Raw genomic sequence first — 16,319 nt, forward strand, 5'->3', positions numbered from 1 at the left:
TGGGTGTGCCGTCAGTCCCGGAAGCGTGCTTCGACGGTCTCGACGAGACCGTCGATCACGCCGTCCGGCGACGGGCTGTAGTGCGGCACGGCCCAGCGCGTGATCCTCGCGTCGATGAGCGAGGGCCGGCCTGAGGCCAGGGCCGCGCGGAACGCCTCCTCGAACTCCTCCAGCGTCTCCACCCGGTACCCGTCCGCGCCGCACGCGCGGGCGTACGCGGCGAAGTCCGGGTTCCGGAACTCGACCAGACCGGATTCGGCGTACGTGACCAGCTGGAAGAGCTTGATCAGCTTGAACTCCCCGTCGTTGAAGATGACCCAGATGACGGGGATCTCGTGCTCGACGGCGGTCATCAGCTCGAACCCGGACAGCGAGTAGCATCCGTCGCCGCACCCGACGACGACGGTCCGGTCCGGGTGGGCGACCTTCAGGCCGATGGCTCCGTTGACGTGCCCGGCCATCGGCCCGAAGGAGCCCGCCTTGCGGAAGTTCTGCCCCTGTTCGAGCTCCACGTAGTACCCGAGCCACGCGAGATGGGCGCCCGCGTCCGCGAGCAGCACACCCCCGGGCGGCAGCATGCGCCCGATCGACTGCGCGAGTTCTCCGGGGTGGATCTTCCCCGGCAGGTGGTGGATCCTGCGGGCCTCGTAGTCCCGGCCGTCGACCTCGGCCGCAGGGACCTGGCCGACCAGCCGCTCCAGCTCGTCGGCCAGGGCGGCCACGGCGGGACGCGCATCGGACAACAGGGTGTGGTCGGGCCGGTAGGCCTTGTGGAACTCGCCCTCGGAGATGTTCACATGGATGAGCAGCTTGTTCTCGAACAGGTCCGCGCGGTAGTTGAACGTGGCGTGCTGGTTGAGGGAATTGCCCACGCACAGCACGACGTCGGCCTCACGGAAGGCCTTCCACGCACTCGAATGGCCGCTGTCGGCGAAGACGCCCACCGCGAGCGGGTGCCCCTCCGACACGATGCCCTTGCCGTCCAAGGTGGTGAGCAGCGGGATCTGGAACCGCTCGATCAGCCGCTGGACCTCCGGGCCCGCCCCGCTGCGCACCGCACCGAAGCCGACGAGCGCCACGATGCGCTTGCGCCGCGCCAGGGCGTCCGCCAGGACCGCCGCGATCTCCGCCACCCGTGCCGGGTCCGGCAGCACCGGCCGTACGTCGAGCCTGACCGGGCGGAAGTCCGTCACCTCGACACCGCGGTGGGTCAGGTCCTCGGGCACGTGGATGTGCACGGGACCGGGCCTTCCCTCGAACGCGGTGTTGACCGCTTCCTCCAGGACGTCGCAGGTGTCGGCGATGTCGGTGAGCAGGAAGGACCTCTTGGTCGTGGCCGCGAACATGGCCTGGGAATCGGGCGTGCGGTTCAGCCCCGACGTCTCGTTGAGCGAACCCCATCCGCGCCACCGCGTGTTCGCGTACCCCGAGACCGCGAGGACCGGATAGGAGTCGGACATGGCCACGGCCAGCCCCGAGAACAGGTTGAACGCGCCCGGCCCGGCGGTCGCGAAGCAGAAGCCCAGCTGGTTGGTGTACATGGCGTATCCGCAGGCCATGAACGACGCGGCCTGCTCGTGCCGGGTGATGATCGGCCGGATCAGCTGCGAATGCTTCAGTGCCAGCATCAGACCCGCCGCGTTCTCCCCGGCACCGCCGAAGGCCGCCCGTACGCCGATGCCTTCCAGCCCCTTGACGATGGCCTCGTAGACTCTCACCGGATCTCCCTCATGGCATGCCCTCGTCGCCTCATCCGTCCCAGCGCACGGCGTGCCGGCGGTGGGCGTCGGTCAGGCCGTTCCGGAAGAAGCGCTCGTAGTACTCGGACTCGACGTGGTGCGCCTGCAGCCAGATGCCCGGTACGTGGATGGCGTCGGTGTGCGCCGGGAAGCGCCCGTGGGTCTCGTGGATGTACACGCAGACGTCCCGCGCGCATTCGACCACCTGGCGGTCGTACTCACTGGCCTCGGCGAGGTACCGCTGCGCGTAGTCGTCCTTGTAGATGCGGGCGAAGAGGTCCTTGTCGGTGTAGATGCCCCGCTCCCCGAACTTGGCGCGGACGACGGCGTCCACGGCTTCGTGCATCGACGGGTAGTTGGGCGGGCAGGCGCTCTTGATGAGGTGTTCCCCGCCGGCCCGCAGTCCCACCGGATGGGAGCGCAGCCCGGCGTACTTCGGCAGCGGTACCTGCCAGCGCAGGATGTCGGCGGGGCGGAACCTCGGCGTGGCGAAGTCGAAGCCCAGCATGCGGCCGTACGCGCGCGAGAACTTCGGGTCGCCCAGCATGATCTGGGGGCTGATCGACGCGTGGATCCAGGCGCCGAGTCCCATGGCGTCCGCGGCCAGCATCATGTTCTGCAGCAGCAGGTCGGCCTCGATCTGGGTGCGCATCGGCCCCAGGGAACCGAGCGGCAGCTTGACGGCGGGGTTGAGGAAGCCGCTGCGCACCCACTTCTTCACCCCGGCCGGGCGGTAGAAGTTGCGGTCGTCGACGAGGGTGGGCCGGGCCCCTTCGGGCTGGGTGAGCAGGTACATCAGCGCGTTGACGTACTGGTGGGAGAGGTCGACCACCGGCAGGAAGAGGGTGGTGCCCGGGAGGTTGGACAGGAACCGGTTGGAGTCCAGGTACGCCGGGAAGTCGCGCATGCCCTCGGCGACGTCCAGGCGGTGGTCCAGCACCCGGACCTTCGAGAGGCGTGCGCGTTCGATCAGCGTGTCGGGGCCGAAGGCACGGTCCGGGGCGGGCGGCAGTTTCCTCAGGTAGTAGGTGCCCGTGTCGTTGATCATGAAGAAGTGGGTGGCCTGCGCGTTGTCGGGGCTGCCCGCCGTCCGGCCCGTCATGTTCAGGTTCGGCTTGGCCATGATCGGCTGGTGGTCGCGGGGGTCCTCGAAGGGCCGGTCGGGCATGGTGAGGCCCGAGGACCCGGTGAGGGCGATGAGCACCGCCTCCTCCAGCTCGCCCAGCGGCTGCGGCCGGTGCGGGGAGTCGTAGCTCATCGATCCGGCCGGCACCGACGCGCCCCTGCTGACCCGGTGGGTGCGCCGCTCGAAGAGCGTCTGCCACAAGGGACGGGACAGCAGATCCTCCAGGCCGGGGTGGCCCGCGTTCTCGGATGTGGACATGACCCTCTCCCGCTCAGCCGCGGCCGCTGCCGTTGCGGACCGGCGCGACCGGACGCCAGGGTGCGAAGGCGTTGCCCCCGCGCGGCAGGATGCCCGCCAGCTCGGGACAGTGCCGCAGGATGACGCTCGTCATGCCGCCCCGCTCGATCCAGTCCATGCCCAGCGGCGTGTAGACCTCCGGCCGGAAGTCGACCGTGAGGAAGCGGTCGCTCTGCAGGCGTCGGCTCGCCATCAGGATGAACACGCGGAAGGCGGTGTCGCTGAAGCCGAAGCCCTCCGGCGGATTTTCGGCGAACAGCCCCACCATGGTGTCGATGTCGTCCACCGAGCGGTAGACGTCCCGCAGCCGTGCGACCGTCTGCGGATCGGAGGAGAGGTCCTCGAAGTGCCGGATCCGCGGCTTGTGCAGGCCGGCCCGGAAGTCGTTGTAGCGCGGGACGCCGCGGCGCCGGGTGCGCACCAGGTCGACCACGGAGAGGTCGATCACCTCCCCGTCCCGCTGGAACGCCTGCAAGGCGCGCGGGAAGTTGTGCAGGGTGATCGCCCCCGGATGGGCGATGCCCAGCGAGTACAAGGTGTTCACCAGCCCGGTCTTGCGGATGAGCGGCTCCGTCGCGGCGCCCTGGAGGGCGGTGAAGTCCAGGGTGTCGAGCCGGCGGCCGAACCGGTGGTCGACGAGTTCGTAGTCGTCGGGCAGCAGCGGGTGCATCCGGTAGACGGTGACGAACTCCTCCGTGAGGGAGTACGGGGCACCGTGGTGGTCGGGCAGGGTCTTCGGGATGCCCTGGCGCCCGTTCGCCTCCAGCAGCCAGACGCCCAGCTGGTCGAGCCAGTTCTTCGGCGGCCCCTGCCAGTTGGTCTTCATGCCGATGTCGAGCGTCTTGGTGGCGAGGATCGCCGGGGTCCACTCGACCGTGTGGATCTTTGCGATCAGGGCGGACACGATCAGCCGGGCCGTGTGGTAGACCCGGTCCTCGTCCATGCGCGGATACTCGTGCCGCAGGGCTTCGCACACCGCGTTGTGCTCGCGGGCGAAGAGGGTGTGCATGGCGCTGAGGCCGAGCCACCAGTTGTCGGTGAACCCGGTGAGCGGGGAGCCGTTCGAGCCGTTCGGCAGGTGTCCCTCCTCCAGCCTCAGGCCGGCGCCGCCGTCGGGCTCACGCAGCGACATCGCGGTGGACCGGTCACCGCCGTAGACCTCCGAGCCGTCCCACCAGTGCGACACGTCGCCGGCGAACACGATCGGCGGCCGTCCGTCGCCGGGCGTGGGCACCGCCTCGTCCGCACCGAAGCGCATCACCGTCTCCCGCGGCCCGCCCGGGGTGTTCTGCCAGGTCTCGCCGGGTGGCAGCGGCACCTCGACGCTGCGCGTGGCCACCGGAAGCCTCTTGTGCTTGACCCAGTCGTGCACCTGGAACTGGATCCACGCGGCGGCGATGACGTTCAGCGAGGTCGCGGGGATGAACGCCTCACGCCGGAGCAGTTCCCGGCTCACGGTGACCGGGTTGGGTGAGTCGAACCGGTCCGGCCGGTAGACGGGCGGCATGCTGCGGCCGAACGTCGCCCCGACCGCGCCCATCCGCGGCGCCGACAGATCGTTGTACGAGCCGTCGTAGCTGCGCCTGACCAGCAGCTCCTCGTCGGGCGAGGCCTCCACCGGACCGGCTTCGGGCGGCGCCTCGTGGGTCTCGGTGTCGATGAGGTTGTGCCGCCGCAGTGTCTGCCGGAAGGCCATGAGGTTGAGCAGACCGAGCGGCGTGGGCAGCCTGTGCCACGGGACGAAGCGGTTGACCGTGCGGAAACCGGCCCGCAGCGGTGCCCCGAGCAGGGCGTTGCGCCGCGGCTCGACGGTCATGAAGCGCCGGCCCAGCCGGTGGGCGCTACCGGCCTCGTAGGCGGCCTTGCGGGCACGGTTGAGGTTGCCCAGGGGGCGGAACCCCTCCGAGGTGTGCCACGGGTTGAACGCCAGCAGGTCGACCCGCCCCGCGCCGGCGCGGGCCTCGGCGGTGTGGATGTCCTGGCGCGGGATGGTCAGCGTGGCCACCGGCAGGAGGGGTGCGTCACCTTCCTTCCACTCGGCCGCACCGTCCTCGACGGGCGTGCGCCGGGCGTCCACGTAGCGCTGCACGCACAGCTCGAAGACGACATCCGTCCGGCGCAGCCGCTGGGAGAGTTCGCGCCGCAGGTAGTCGGGATCGGTGCGCGAGGCCTCCGGGGCCGGCGGGGCGTCCGCGGCGGGCCGCAGCTGGTAGCGCACCGGTCCGCGGTCGCCCCACAGGATCGCGCCGCGGCTCCAGTACGTCTCCAGAGCCAGGCTGGGCACCGTGCGCCTGGTTCCCGCGACGATGTTGCGCCGCATCCGGGTGGCCGTGGGCCAGCCGACCGCCAGGGGCAGCTTGAGGAACAGGGCGACCCCCTTGCGCAGCCGCGAGTCGGCACCTGCCATGGCCTTGGCGAAGGCGACGAACTCGCGCGCGTCGCGGGCGTGGGAGACCGGGAAGCTCGTCATCAGCAGATCGTGGGTCTCACCGGGGCCCACCTCGACGCGCAGGGCCGCCCCGCGCAGATCGGGCGCGAAGTCGGGCTGACGGACCCCGCTCGCGTTGGACAGCCGTACCGTGACCGGGTACTCGGCTCCGGGCAGGGCGAAACCCGCCCGCAGTGCCTCCGGAAGGTCCTCGCGGAACCTCAGCCGGGCGTTCTCCACGCCGAGGACAGCCTTGGCGTGGAAGGTCCGGTCGACGGCGGCGGCGCCGCTGCGCCTCTTCACCTTGAGCTGCACCCGCAGGAGCTCACGCGCCAGCCGCTCGAAGACCAGCCGCTCCGCCTCCGGGCTGCCGCCGGCGTAGCGCTCGTACTGTTCGACCTCGTCCATGCGAGCCTCTTCCCGGAGGGGATTCTTCCGTGCACTCCTCACGACGCTGCCCCAGCTCGGGGCTGCTGTCGTGCGGAGCGGGGCAGACAGGCGAACGCCGCGGGGAACGGCGCAGTGATCCCGCGGCCGTGGAGCACCACGGTGCAGGGCAGCCCGTCCCCACCCGTCCGGCGCAGCGCCCGGGAATCTTCCGCGCCGGAGCGTCGTCGCCCCAGCGACCGGGAAGGGTGCGTGCGCTTCGCTCCGCTTGGCGGAGCCGTGGCCGCATCCGCTGTTGTTGCGGCACCGAGGCGCATGTCCGCCTTCTGGAGGGCGTCGGCACACCCGTCGGCGCACCCGTCGGCAATCCGTCGGCACACCCTCAGGAACAGAACGGTGAGTGACATGCTCCCATCCGATGAATCCCGGGAAGAGCAGGAACAGCGGACCGCGGCAGCACGGCGGTACCGCGAGGCGTCCGCGGAGCGGCAGGAGATCGAGGCGAAGCTGGCAGCCGGGGTGCTGTACCCGGACACCCCGGAGCGGATCGCCTCCCGGGTCAACCGGCTGCTCGAACGGGGCGGGGTCCCTCCGGCCGCGGCCGTGGAGAGCGTCCACGCGGACGCGCTGGACGTGCCCGAAACCCTGGAGCGGGTCATCGGTCTCACCAAGGATCTCCAGCCGTGGAGCTTCCTGCCCCGCGGCGCCCGCGCGGCCGCCACCGTCGCCCGGATCTCGATCCTCCGGGGCGGCCTCGAACGGCCGCACGGCACCGGCTTCCTGGTCTCCCCCCGGCTGCTCCTCACCAACCACCACGTGCTGCCGGACACGGAGACGGCACGGCGCTGCTTCCTGGAGTTCAACGCCCAGGTCACCATCGACAACGCACCCGACGCCGCGATCCGGTTCGCATGCGACCCCGATACGTTCTTCACGGCCGACGAGCATCTCGACTACGCCCTGGTGGCGGTCGAACCCGCCGCCGACGGCAGCCTCGCAGGCGCGAGATTCGGATGGAACCGGCTCAGCAACCAGCAGGGCAAACTGGTCCAGAACGAACCGGTGAACGTCATCGGCCACCCGATGGGCCGGCTGAAGGAGATCGCGCTCCGCGACAACGCCCTCGTACAGCGGCTGGACGACTTCCTCCACTACCGGACCGACACCGAGCCCGGCAATTCCGGGTCCCCGGTCTTCAACGACCAGTGGGAGGTCGTGGCGCTGCACCACATGGGCGTGCCGAACACCGACACCCAGGGCCGCATCCTGCGCAAGGACGGCCAGATCTGGCGCGGTGGCGTCGACAGCGACGACACCATCGACTACGTCTCGAACGAAGGCGCCCGCACCAGTTCGATCCTCAAGCACCTCGCCACGCTGCCGCTGGACCCCCAGCGGCGTGCGCTGCTGGCCGAGATGGGTCCCGAATCCGGGCTCCGGCAGGACGCCGCCGCCGGCCCGGTGGAGATGCCGGTCGCACCGGTCGTGGTCCCGGCCCCCACCCCGCAGGAGGCCGCCGCGGTCGCCGCCGCCCCGGGCCCCGCGGCCGCCGGGGCCCACGTCGGCCTGCGCGCCCCGAAGGACGCCTTCGGCGGCCGGCGGCACCTGGTCTTCCTGCACGGCCGGAGCCAGCAGGGCAAGGACCCGGAGCTGCTCCGCCGTGGCTGGACCGGCGGACTCAACCACGGCCTCACCCGCGCGGGGCTCCCCACCGTCGACCCGGCGCACGTCTGGTTCCCGTACTACGGCGACCGGATCGTCGAAGTCACCGGGCAGCACGAGGCGCTCCCCGCCTCCTACGCCGACTCGCCCGCCGTGGCGGCCGTGGAGGCCTTCGCCGCCGAGTCCGAGGAGGGGACGTACGAGCAGCTCGTCATGGAGGCGGCGGTCCTGGCCGGCATGCCGCAGGACGGGCAGGCGGCCACGGAGAACCTCGGCAGCACGCTCGTCGGATCCCTTCAGGGCGCCCTGAGCTGGCTGGCGGCCAAGACCGACGTGGACGCGCTGGCCATCGCGACCATCTTCCGTGACGTGGACGCCTACCTCAGCGATCAGGCGGTCCGCCAGGCCGTCCTGGACCGTGTGTTCGAGGAGATCCCGCACGACGGCGAGTTGGTCCTGGTGACCCACAGCCTGGGCACGGTGGTCGGCATGGACCTCGTCGCCAACCGGCTCCCCCCGGGCATGAAGGTCACCCTCCTCGTCACCGCGGGCAGCCCCCTGGGGATGAACGCGGTCAACAGCCGGCTCGCCCCGCCCGGCACCGACCGCCCCGGGACCGTCGAGGCGTGGGTCAACGTCTGGTGCCCGACCGACGCCGTGGCCATCGGCTGCCCGCTGGAGCCCGTCTGGGGCAAGCTGACGGAGGAGCACGCCGTGGTGAACGCGAGCGACCGGGCCCACAGCATCGAGGAGTACCTCGCCCACCCGGAAGTCGCCACGGCGATCGGCAAGTTCCTCGCACGACCGACCGGGTGAGCGACGCCGGCGGGTGCCGGTGGGACGATAAGGGCCGGCCGGCGAGCCCCGGCAGGCCCACCCGTAGGCGTCCAGCTCACACTGCCAGACGTCGGCAGGACGTCGGCCAGACGCCGCTCGGGCGGCGTGGGCGGGCAGGAACGCGCGGGCCCGCCCCGGCTTCCTCAGCCGACGGTGTCGAGGAGCAGTCTTGCCGCCAGCATCGCCCCGTCGGTGCGGACCGCGGCGGCCACGGCCTTCGCCCGGCTGCCGACTTCCGGGTCCAGGGCTGTCCTGAGCGCGGCCGACAGGGACTCGAAGGTCGCAACCGGGCCGTCGTGGGCCACGCCGATGCCCAGTCCGGCCACCCGGGTGCCCCAGTACGGCTGGTCCGCCAACTGGGGCACCACCACCTGCGGAGCGCCGGCCCGAGCGGCCGTCGTCGTCGTACCCGCACCGCCGTGGTGCACGACGGCAGCCACTCGTCCGAACAACTGCTGATGGTTGACCTCGCCGACGGCGAAGCAGTCGTCCCGGTCGTCGATGAGGCCCAGGTCCGCCCAGCCACGCCCGACGAGGACCCGGCGGCCCATCGAGCGGACCGCCTCGATGGCCACCCGGGCCGCCCCCTCACCCGCCCGCACGGCCATACTGCCGAACCCCACGTACACGGGCGGCGCGCCGGCGTCCAGGAAGGCCACCAGCTCCGCCGGGAGCGGCCGCTCGTCGGGCAGCACCCACGCGCCGGTCTGTACGACGTCGAGGTCCGGCGTCTTCAGCCATGGGTCCAGCACCGGGTCCGTCGCCAGCCACGGCCGGTCGCCGAAGGCGTAGTCGCGGACGTTGCCCACCGGGGGCAGGCCGATCGACGCCCGGCTGGTGTTCAGCGCCTCACCGAACAGCGCGTTGATGCTCCGGGCGTCCAGTTCCCACAGTGCCCGGTTGTCGGTCACCTCCGGCGGGAACGGCCGCCCGGGGTACGCCAGCGGCGGGCGTTGCGGCGAAGGCAGGGTCAGCTGCTGGAAGATCGCGGACACGTAGCCGATGCCGAGCTTCTCGGCCACCGACCGCGCACCGGCGACAGCCGGCATCGCCCCCGTCGCGAGCAGCACGTCGCACCCCTCTGCCGCCGCGGGCATCACCTGCCACTGACTGGCGATCAGTTCGGCCGCCCGCTGCGGCAGATTGTCCTTCGACGGCGGCGGAGCCGCGGTCGTCAGCGCACGCGCCGACTTCCCGACCCCCACCACGGACACGCCGACCCCGGCCAGCCGCTCCGCGAAGTCCTCGTCCGGCGGCGCGCACACCCGCACCTCCGCGCCGAGCTCCCGCAACCGCACAGCGAGCCCCACCAGCGGTTCGACGTCCCCGCGCGACCCATACGTCGACAAAAGCACACGCACTTCGTGACTCTCCTGTTTCGTGGTTTCCTGGCCAGGCCGACCGCTCTGAGGGACGACCCGGGCAGCCAATGGTGTTGCTTTCCCCCTGCACTCGAGACGGCGGAGGCAGCGGGGGTGATCAACAGTGTCTCCTGAGCCACCGAGCCCCGGGCCCTTCACGGGGAGAGGGGGAGGCGGAGACGTTCATGACAGCCCCCTGGAGAAGTGGGTGATGGTGAGGCCGGAGTCGATGGTGCGCGTGGTGCTCCGGGCGTGGTTCGCGGATGTGCCGGGGCGCTCGAACAGGGGGACGCCGGACCCGACGATGACGACGGGGTGGCGCTTGACGGCGAGGGTGTCGAACCGCTGGGCGGCCCGGCCGAGGGTGGCGGTGAGGTAGCAGGACAGCTGACGCAAGCGGTTCTCGCTTCTTCGATGCGGATGCGGATGCAGTACGGATTCGGATTCGGGTACGGGTGAGGGCGCGGGTACGGCGGTCAGGGCGTGGGCATGTCGAGCTGGAACTCGCGTGTGCGCCGGTAGGAGCGGAAGCCCAGTCGGTGGTTGACGGCGAGCATGTGGACGTTGTCCTCCGCGTTGTCCGTCTCGATCTCGGTGACGCCGGAGTGCTCGGCGCGCAGCCGGCGCACCATGGCGGCCTTGACCCACAGGCCCAGCCCGTGGCCGCGGTGGGCGGGGACGACCGCCGTGTCGTACTGCTGGGCCCGCGCCGGCGTCCCCCGGGGGAGCAGGATCTCGGTGTAGCCGGCCATGGTGCCGTCGTCGTGGACGGCGGCGACGGTCAGCAGGGTGTCCCCGCGGTCGGCGATCACCATCGCCATGGCGCGGACGCGGTCGCCGTCCCACGCGACGCTGCCGTAGTCCAGGTCTCCCATGGGCATGTCGTTCATCGCGTTCTTGGCCTCGGCGAAGACGTCGGCGAGGCGGTCGGGGACCGTTCCGCTCCAGCCGGTCAGCCGGTAGCCGGGGTGCTCGGCATCGGCGGCCCGGAGGAGGTCGGCCCGGTCCGTCTCGTCGAGGCGCACGAGGAGGTGGTCCAGGGTCAGTGCCCCGCGGAATCCCCGTCGTTCGCAGAAGGCTTCGCCCGGGCTGTCGGCAGCGGCTGTGGTGATCAGGGCGCGCCGGCTCTCGGCGCGGCAGGCCGCGACGGCCGCGGACAGCAGGCGGGAGCCGGTTCCCCGGCGCCGGTGTGCGGGGTCGACGTGGAGTTCGAGTTCGGCCAGGTGTTGCCGGCCCGGGGACGTGAACACCCGCAGGCCGGCGACGGCGACCGCGGCGCCGTGCGCCGCGGTGGCCAGCCAGGTGAGCCGGTGGCTGCCCAGTGCGGGCCGGGTGAGCTGGGCGTGGATCTGTCCTGGGTCGGGGATCGGTACTCCGGGCAGGTCGTGGGCCGTCGAGGCGGCGACGACCTGATGCCACGCGGCGGCGTCGGCGGCCGAAACGCGCTGGAGCGGATTGACTTGTACTGCTGTGGGCACAGTGATCGCCTTCGTGGTCGAGTCGGTTCGCGATTTGTCAGTCGGTGTGGCGTACGAGCGGCCAGTCGATGTCGACGCGGGCGGCCGTGGCGAGGTAGTTGGTGAACACGTTCAGAGCGACATGGGCGACGACCTCGACGATCTGCCCGTCGGACAGACCGGCGCGCCGGGCCGCGGCCAGCTGCTCATCGGCAACGGTTCCGCGGTCACGGACCATCGCGGCGGCCAGATCCAGGACGGCGGCGGCCCAGGGGTCGTCGGCCTCTCCCCGGCGCGCGCGGGTGGCCTCGGCCGCACTCAGTCCGGCCGTCCTGGTCCCGCGGAACGCATGGACGGACAGGCAGTAGTCGCACCCGTTCTCCTGCGCCACCAGCAACGCGATGCGCTCGCGCACGTCCGCCGACAGGCTTCCCTCCGCGTTCAGGCTGGTGACGACGCCCAAGTACCCCTTCAGGACGGCCGGGTTGGTGGCCATCACCCTGGCCAGGTTGGGGACGACCCCCAGGGCATGGTGCGTTGCGGTGAACAGGGCTGCGGTTTCACCGGTCGCGATCTCCGGTTCAACGGTGTGGAGTGGCATGCCGGCAACCCTGCAGGTTGATCTTGATACATTCGCGATGCTTCTCCGATGCACGCGCTGGTGACCCCGGGAGGGACGGCATGCGGTTCACGATCCTCGGCCCGGTGGAGGCCGTGGCCTCCGGTTCGGATGCGCCCGGCCTGGCGCCCCGTCATCGTGCGGTGCTCGCCTACCTGCTGCTGCACGCCGGTTCCGCGGTCAGCACGGATCGGCTCATCGACGCGATGTGGGGGCCGCTGCCGCCGGATTCCGCCCGCGCGCAGATCCAGACCACGATCGCCGCGATCCGACGGATGCTGCGCGCTTCAGGAGCCGACCGGATGCTGGCCACGCGGCCGGCCGGGTACGTGATCACCCCCGAGCCGGGGCAACTCGATCTGGACGAGTTCACCAGCCTGATCGCCAAGGCGCCGACCGTCCCCGGCGCCCCGGGGGACCCCGCGGACCAGATACGTGCCGCGCTGGCGCTGTGGCGGGGAGAGCCGCTGGCCGACATCACCGCCCATTACGTCCAGAGCGCCAGAGCACGCCTGAACGGGCAGCTCCTGACCGCCGTCGAGCGCCTGGCCGAGCTGGAGCTGGCCCGGGGGCGGCACGACGACCTCATCGAGGAACTGTCCGTCCACACGGCGGCCAACCCCTTGCGGGAACGGCTCTGCTGCCAGCTGATGCTCGCCCTGCACCGCGCCGGACGCCAGACCGACGCGTTGGACGTGGCAAGAACCTTCCGGGCGACCCTGGCCGAAGAGCAGGGACTGGACCCCGGCCACGCGTTCAGCAAGCTCGAACAGGACATCCTGCGGGACGCCCCCGATCTGCGGCCGCCGGTCACCGCGCCGGTGAAGCCGCAGGGGATCAACTTCCTGCCCTACGACGTCCCGGACTTCACCGGACGCGAAGACGAGCTCGACGGCCTGATCCGCATGTGGTCGGACAACAACGGCGGTGTCGTGACGATTTCGGCGATCGACGGGATGGCCGGCGTCGGCAAGACGACGCTCGCGGTCCATGCCGGGCACCGCCTCGCGGACCACTTTCCGGACGGACAGCTCTTCATCGACCTGCAGGCGCACACCGCCGGTCAGTCGCCGCTCGACGCCGGTGCCGCGCTCGAGATCCTCCTGGGACAACTCGGCGTGCCCACCCAGCGGATACCCGCCGCGGTCGCCGATCGCGCCGCGCTGTGGCGGTCCGAACTCTCCGGCCGTCGCGTGCTGGCCGTCCTGGACAATGCCCTCGGCGCCGACCAGGTACGCCAGTTGCTGCCCGGATCCTCCCGCACCCTCGTCCTGATCACCAGCCGCCGACGGCTGACCGACCTGGACGGGGCACACGCCCTGTCCCTGGACGTGCTGCCTGCCGCGGACGCCGTGGAGCTGTTCACGGCGATCGTCGGTGAACGGGCGGCCGCCGAACCCCTGGCCGTCCTCGACGTCCTGCAGCTGTGCGGGTTCCTGCCACTGGCCGTCCGCATCGCCGCCGCCCGCCTGCACCACCGCCCGCGCTGGACCGTCGCCCATCTGGCCGACCGGCTCCGCGACCAGCGCCGCAGACTCTCCGAGCTGGCCACCTCGGAGCGAGGAGTGGCGGCGGCGTTCACTCTGTCCTACGAGCAGCTGACCGCGGATCAGCAGCGCATGTTCCGGCTCCTGGGGCTCCAGCCGGGCCGTGACATCAGCCCCCAGGCGGCCGCCGCGCTGGCCGACCTCCCGCTGGAACAGGCCGAGACCCTCCTGGAAGACCTCCTGGACGCCCACGTCCTGACCCAGTACCAGCTCGGCCGTTACACCTTCCACGACCTGCTGCGCGAACACGCCCTCGCCACCGCGGCCGCCCAGGAACCCCCGGGCGCCCAGTACGAGGCCCTCGGCCGGCTGTTCCACCACTATCTCCACACCGCGTGCGCGGCCGTCGACCACCTCTACCCCGAGGGCAAGAACCGCAGGCCACGCATTCCCGCGCCGGACACCCCGGCCTCGCCCCCACCACAGGACGAGGCCGAGGCGATCACCTGGCTGGACGGCGAACGCGTGAACCTCATGGCGTCCGCCCAGTACGCGGCCGAGCACGACCGGCTCCCGTACGCCGGCCAACTGGCCGCCACCTTGCACCGCTACCTGCTGGGCCACGCCCACCAGGCCGATGCGCTGGCCCTCTGCGGCCTGGCACTGCGAGCCGCCCGCCGGAGCGGCGACACGGCCGCCGAAGGCCGCACGCTCATCGATCTCGGCCAGGTGCACTTCTGGTGGCACGGCGCCTACGAGCAGGCGGCCGAGCACTACCGTCATGCCCTGGACCTGGCGCGCGAGATCGGTGACCAGGGCGTCGCAGCCGCCGCACTGCAAGCCCTCGGAACCGTCTCCAGGCGGCGGCGGGAATACGACCGGGCCCACGACCACTGCGCGCAGTCGCTCGCGCTCTTCCGGGAGCTCGGCGACCGCGGTGGTGAAGCCAGATGCCTGACCGACCTCGGCATCGTCCACGAACGCCAAGGACGGTACGGGGCCGCCCACGAGCACCACCGGCAGGCGCTGCACGCCTACCGGGAGACAGGATCCCGCATCGGCGAGACCGTCGTGCTGAACAACATCGGGCTGCTGTACCAACGACAAGGCCGCCACGACGAGGCCCGGCGCCGGCACCACCAGGCCCTGGAGCTGAGCCGGAGGTTCGACTTCCCGGGAGACGAGGCCGAGTCGCTCAACGCCCTCGCGGAGGCCGCCCGGTCCATGGGCGACCTCGTGCGGGCCGTGGCCGAACACGACACCGCGCTGACCCTCGCCCGCGAGTTCAGCTACCGCCCCGAGCAGGCCCGCGCCCACGACGGCCTGGCGCACGTCCACCGCGACCTCGGCCGCATCGACCTCGCCCACGACCACGCCCGACAGGCCCTCGACCTCTACACCGCCCTCGCCGTCCCCGAGGCCGACGAGATCCGCACCTTCCTCACCGGGCTGCCGCCGGGTGCCTCGGGCGGGCGCGCCTCGGGCGGGCGTGCCTCAGGCGTGGCGTGAGGGCGTGGGTGCCATCGGGGCCGGACGGGGCGGCGGTGCACCGCCGAGCGGTCCCGAATCGCTGAAATGGTCCCTCCGGACCGTGAGGTGCACCTGAAGCGCTCCGGTCCAGACGAGCGCCGAGCCCAGCAGGTGGAGCATCACGAGAAGCGAGGGCAGGGCCGTCACCGACTGCACCAGCCCCACGAGGCCCTGGCCCAGGAGCACGGCCAGGAAGGTGAGCGTCCTGCGGCGCGCGGCGCCGAAGCCGCCCCTGGGCAGCGCCGACAGCAGAGCTCCCGCCTCCGGCGCCACGTCCCGCGCCGTCGACATCGGCGTACGCCGCATGCCAGGTGTACACAGCGGCGGTGAGCAGCAGCGTGGCGGCGAGGAAGTGCGCGGCGACGATGTACGGGCTCAGCCGCATCCATACCAGTCGGTGCAGCCGAGACCGGATCCTGTGACGCGGACGATGCCACCGGTCACGATGATTGCGATACTTGCCATGACCGAACCGAGTGCGGCGAGCCTGACGCTTCTCGCACCGTATTGGGGGAGCTCAACTGGTGAGCGAGAATCCGACCGAACCGTACGACGGGCTGGAGTTCCTCCAGCCCGTGCGCTGCGTGGTCACGGGCCATCGGGACCGGTTCGGGGTGGAGGTGGAAATGCTCTCCCCGCAGCCGGGGAGGGCCGCGTTCATCGATTTCATCAATCTGACCGATGAACGCGAACACGTCACCCCCGACCGCTTCCCGCCCATAGGCACGGTCCTGGACGCCCTGTTCCTGGCCGTCATGCCCAACACCGAGGTGAGGCTCTCCCTGTGACCTGAGCACAAGGACACCTGCTGGGGACCTGACACCGCTTTCATGAACGGATTCCACGCGTGGCAGGCCTTCCTCAGACCACGGAGAGCAGGTCCACCACGAAGACCAGCGTGGAACCCGCCGGGATCAACGGCGAGGGGGACTCGTTGCGGTAGCCGAGGCGCGGGGGAACGATGATCTCGCGCCGACCGCCGACCTTCATCCCCCTGATTCCCCGGTCCCAGCCCTTGATGACACTGCCGCCCCCCACGGCGAACTTGAACGGCCGGCCCCGGTCCCAGGAGGCGTCGAACTCCAGTCCGGACTCGAAGGTGACCCCTACGTAGTGCACCCGGACCACCCTGCCCGGCTTCGCCTCAGGACCGTCCCCGATGACGAGGTCCCGGATGGTCAGCTCCTGGGGAGCATCACCCTTCGGACGTTCGATCTCGGGCTTCGTCGGCTCACTCATCGCAGTCTCATTACTCTCCGCCGGAATGGATGATCACGCTACCGAGAACGCTGATCGACCGAAGTACATCAAACCCCACGGAACACGGCGCGGCGCGCCTCGCGAAGGCGTTCCCGGTTGTTCGTCGCGCAACGACCTCGGACGCCGTCG

Annotated in this window: 12 protein-coding genes and 1 pseudogene; 3 read left to right on the forward strand and 10 right to left on the reverse strand. The window is 71.2% G+C overall.

The features are described from left to right. Positions 1-11 precede the first annotated feature (11 nt). Genes ACFY0D_RS02765 through ACFY0D_RS02775 form a run of 3 tightly spaced genes read right to left on the reverse strand, consistent with a single transcriptional unit; the run spans position 12 to position 5,998 of the window. Positions 12-1,718 carry a thiamine pyrophosphate-binding protein gene (locus ACFY0D_RS02765; RefSeq protein WP_390796617.1) on the reverse strand — a complete coding sequence of 569 codons (1,707 nt, stop codon included), beginning with the start codon at positions 1,716-1,718 and terminating at the stop codon, positions 12-14. A gap of 31 nt (positions 1,719-1,749) precedes the next feature. Continuing rightward, positions 1,750-3,123, reverse strand: a complete 1,374-nt coding sequence (locus ACFY0D_RS02770; RefSeq protein ID WP_390796618.1) for a hypothetical protein — start codon at positions 3,121-3,123, stop codon at positions 1,750-1,752. A gap of 13 nt (positions 3,124-3,136) precedes the next feature. After that, on the reverse strand, positions 3,137-5,998 hold the full coding sequence (locus ACFY0D_RS02775) for a peroxidase family protein (RefSeq protein ID WP_390796619.1): 2,862 nt from the start codon (positions 5,996-5,998) through the stop codon (positions 3,137-3,139). Between the two features lie 384 nt (positions 5,999-6,382). On the opposite strand from ACFY0D_RS02775, the gene ACFY0D_RS02780 reads away from it, so the two are divergent. Continuing rightward, positions 6,383-8,455, forward strand: a complete 2,073-nt coding sequence (locus ACFY0D_RS02780) for a trypsin-like serine peptidase (RefSeq protein ID WP_390796620.1) — start codon at positions 6,383-6,385, stop codon at positions 8,453-8,455. A gap of 164 nt (positions 8,456-8,619) precedes the next feature. Here the strand turns inward: ACFY0D_RS02780 and ACFY0D_RS02785 are convergent, their stop codons facing one another. The 4 genes from ACFY0D_RS02785 to ACFY0D_RS02800 form a co-directional block, all read right to left on the reverse strand. Further along, complete coding sequence (locus ACFY0D_RS02785; protein ID WP_390796621.1) at positions 8,620-9,837, reverse strand: glycosyltransferase; 1,218 nt, start codon at positions 9,835-9,837, stop codon at positions 8,620-8,622. Between the two features lie 183 nt (positions 9,838-10,020). Then, positions 10,021-10,233 (reverse strand): hypothetical protein, encoded by a 213-nt coding sequence (locus ACFY0D_RS02790; protein WP_390796622.1) that lies wholly within the window; start codon positions 10,231-10,233, stop codon positions 10,021-10,023. An 80-nt stretch (positions 10,234-10,313) separates the two neighbouring features. Next, positions 10,314-11,315: a GNAT family N-acetyltransferase gene (locus tag ACFY0D_RS02795; RefSeq protein ID WP_390796623.1), complete on the reverse strand. Its 1,002-nt coding sequence runs from the start codon at positions 11,313-11,315 to the stop codon at positions 10,314-10,316. A gap of 37 nt (positions 11,316-11,352) precedes the next feature. After that, the gene (locus ACFY0D_RS02800; RefSeq protein ID WP_390796624.1) at positions 11,353-11,895 is read right to left on the reverse strand and encodes a carboxymuconolactone decarboxylase family protein; all 543 of its coding nucleotides are present in this window, start codon (positions 11,893-11,895) and stop codon (positions 11,353-11,355) included. Positions 11,896-11,975: 80 nt separating this feature from the next. Here ACFY0D_RS02800 and ACFY0D_RS02805 point away from each other — a divergent pair, with 80 nt between their 5' ends. Then, the gene (locus ACFY0D_RS02805; RefSeq protein ID WP_390796625.1) at positions 11,976-14,909 is read left to right on the forward strand and encodes a BTAD domain-containing putative transcriptional regulator; all 2,934 of its coding nucleotides are present in this window, start codon (positions 11,976-11,978) and stop codon (positions 14,907-14,909) included. Here the strand turns inward: ACFY0D_RS02805 and ACFY0D_RS02810 are convergent. Continuing rightward, complete coding sequence (locus tag ACFY0D_RS02810) at positions 14,895-15,236, reverse strand: hypothetical protein (RefSeq protein ID WP_390796626.1); 342 nt, start codon at positions 15,234-15,236, stop codon at positions 14,895-14,897. The two genes, ACFY0D_RS02805 and ACFY0D_RS02810, sit on opposite strands and share 15 nt — an antisense overlap. Before the next feature lie 69 nt (positions 15,237-15,305). Next, a pseudogene (locus tag ACFY0D_RS02815) lies at positions 15,306-15,398 on the reverse strand (COX15/CtaA family protein); the annotation flags it as partial. A 56-nt stretch (positions 15,399-15,454) separates the two neighbouring features. On the opposite strand from ACFY0D_RS02815, the gene ACFY0D_RS02820 reads away from it, so the two are divergent. Then, on the forward strand, positions 15,455-15,718 hold the full coding sequence (locus ACFY0D_RS02820) for a hypothetical protein (RefSeq protein ID WP_390796627.1): 264 nt from the start codon (positions 15,455-15,457) through the stop codon (positions 15,716-15,718). A gap of 73 nt (positions 15,719-15,791) precedes the next feature. Here ACFY0D_RS02820 and ACFY0D_RS02825 read toward each other — a convergent pair whose 3' ends face one another. After that, positions 15,792-16,169 (reverse strand): FKBP-type peptidyl-prolyl cis-trans isomerase, encoded by a 378-nt coding sequence (locus ACFY0D_RS02825; RefSeq protein ID WP_390796628.1) that lies wholly within the window; start codon positions 16,167-16,169, stop codon positions 15,792-15,794. Positions 16,170-16,319 lie beyond the last annotated feature (150 nt).

Origin of the sequence: Streptomyces sp. NPDC001502 (assembly GCF_042894785.1) — a bacterium.
Classification (GTDB): Bacteria; Actinomycetota; Actinomycetes; order Streptomycetales; family Streptomycetaceae; genus Streptomyces; species Streptomyces kutzneri.

What these genes read in the sequence shown, in the direction of transcription:
- ACFY0D_RS02770 (WP_390796618.1), bottom strand. Translation starts at nt 3,123, where the DNA reads ATGTCCACATCCGAGAACGCGGGCCACCCCGGCCTGGAGGATCTGCTG.
- ACFY0D_RS02775 (WP_390796619.1), bottom strand. Translation starts at nt 5,998, where the DNA reads ATGGACGAGGTCGAACAGTACGAGCGCTACGCCGGCGGCAGCCCGGAG.
- ACFY0D_RS02780 (WP_390796620.1), top strand. Translation starts at nt 6,383, where the DNA reads ATGCTCCCATCCGATGAATCCCGGGAAGAGCAGGAACAGCGGACCGCG.
- ACFY0D_RS02800 (WP_390796624.1), bottom strand. Translation starts at nt 11,895, where the DNA reads ATGCCACTCCACACCGTTGAACCGGAGATCGCGACCGGTGAAACCGCA.
- ACFY0D_RS02805 (WP_390796625.1), top strand. Translation starts at nt 11,976, where the DNA reads ATGCGGTTCACGATCCTCGGCCCGGTGGAGGCCGTGGCCTCCGGTTCG.
- ACFY0D_RS02810 (WP_390796626.1), bottom strand. Translation starts at nt 15,236, where the DNA reads ATGCGGCGTACGCCGATGTCGACGGCGCGGGACGTGGCGCCGGAGGCG.
- ACFY0D_RS02825 (WP_390796628.1), bottom strand. Translation starts at nt 16,169, where the DNA reads ATGAGTGAGCCGACGAAGCCCGAGATCGAACGTCCGAAGGGTGATGCT.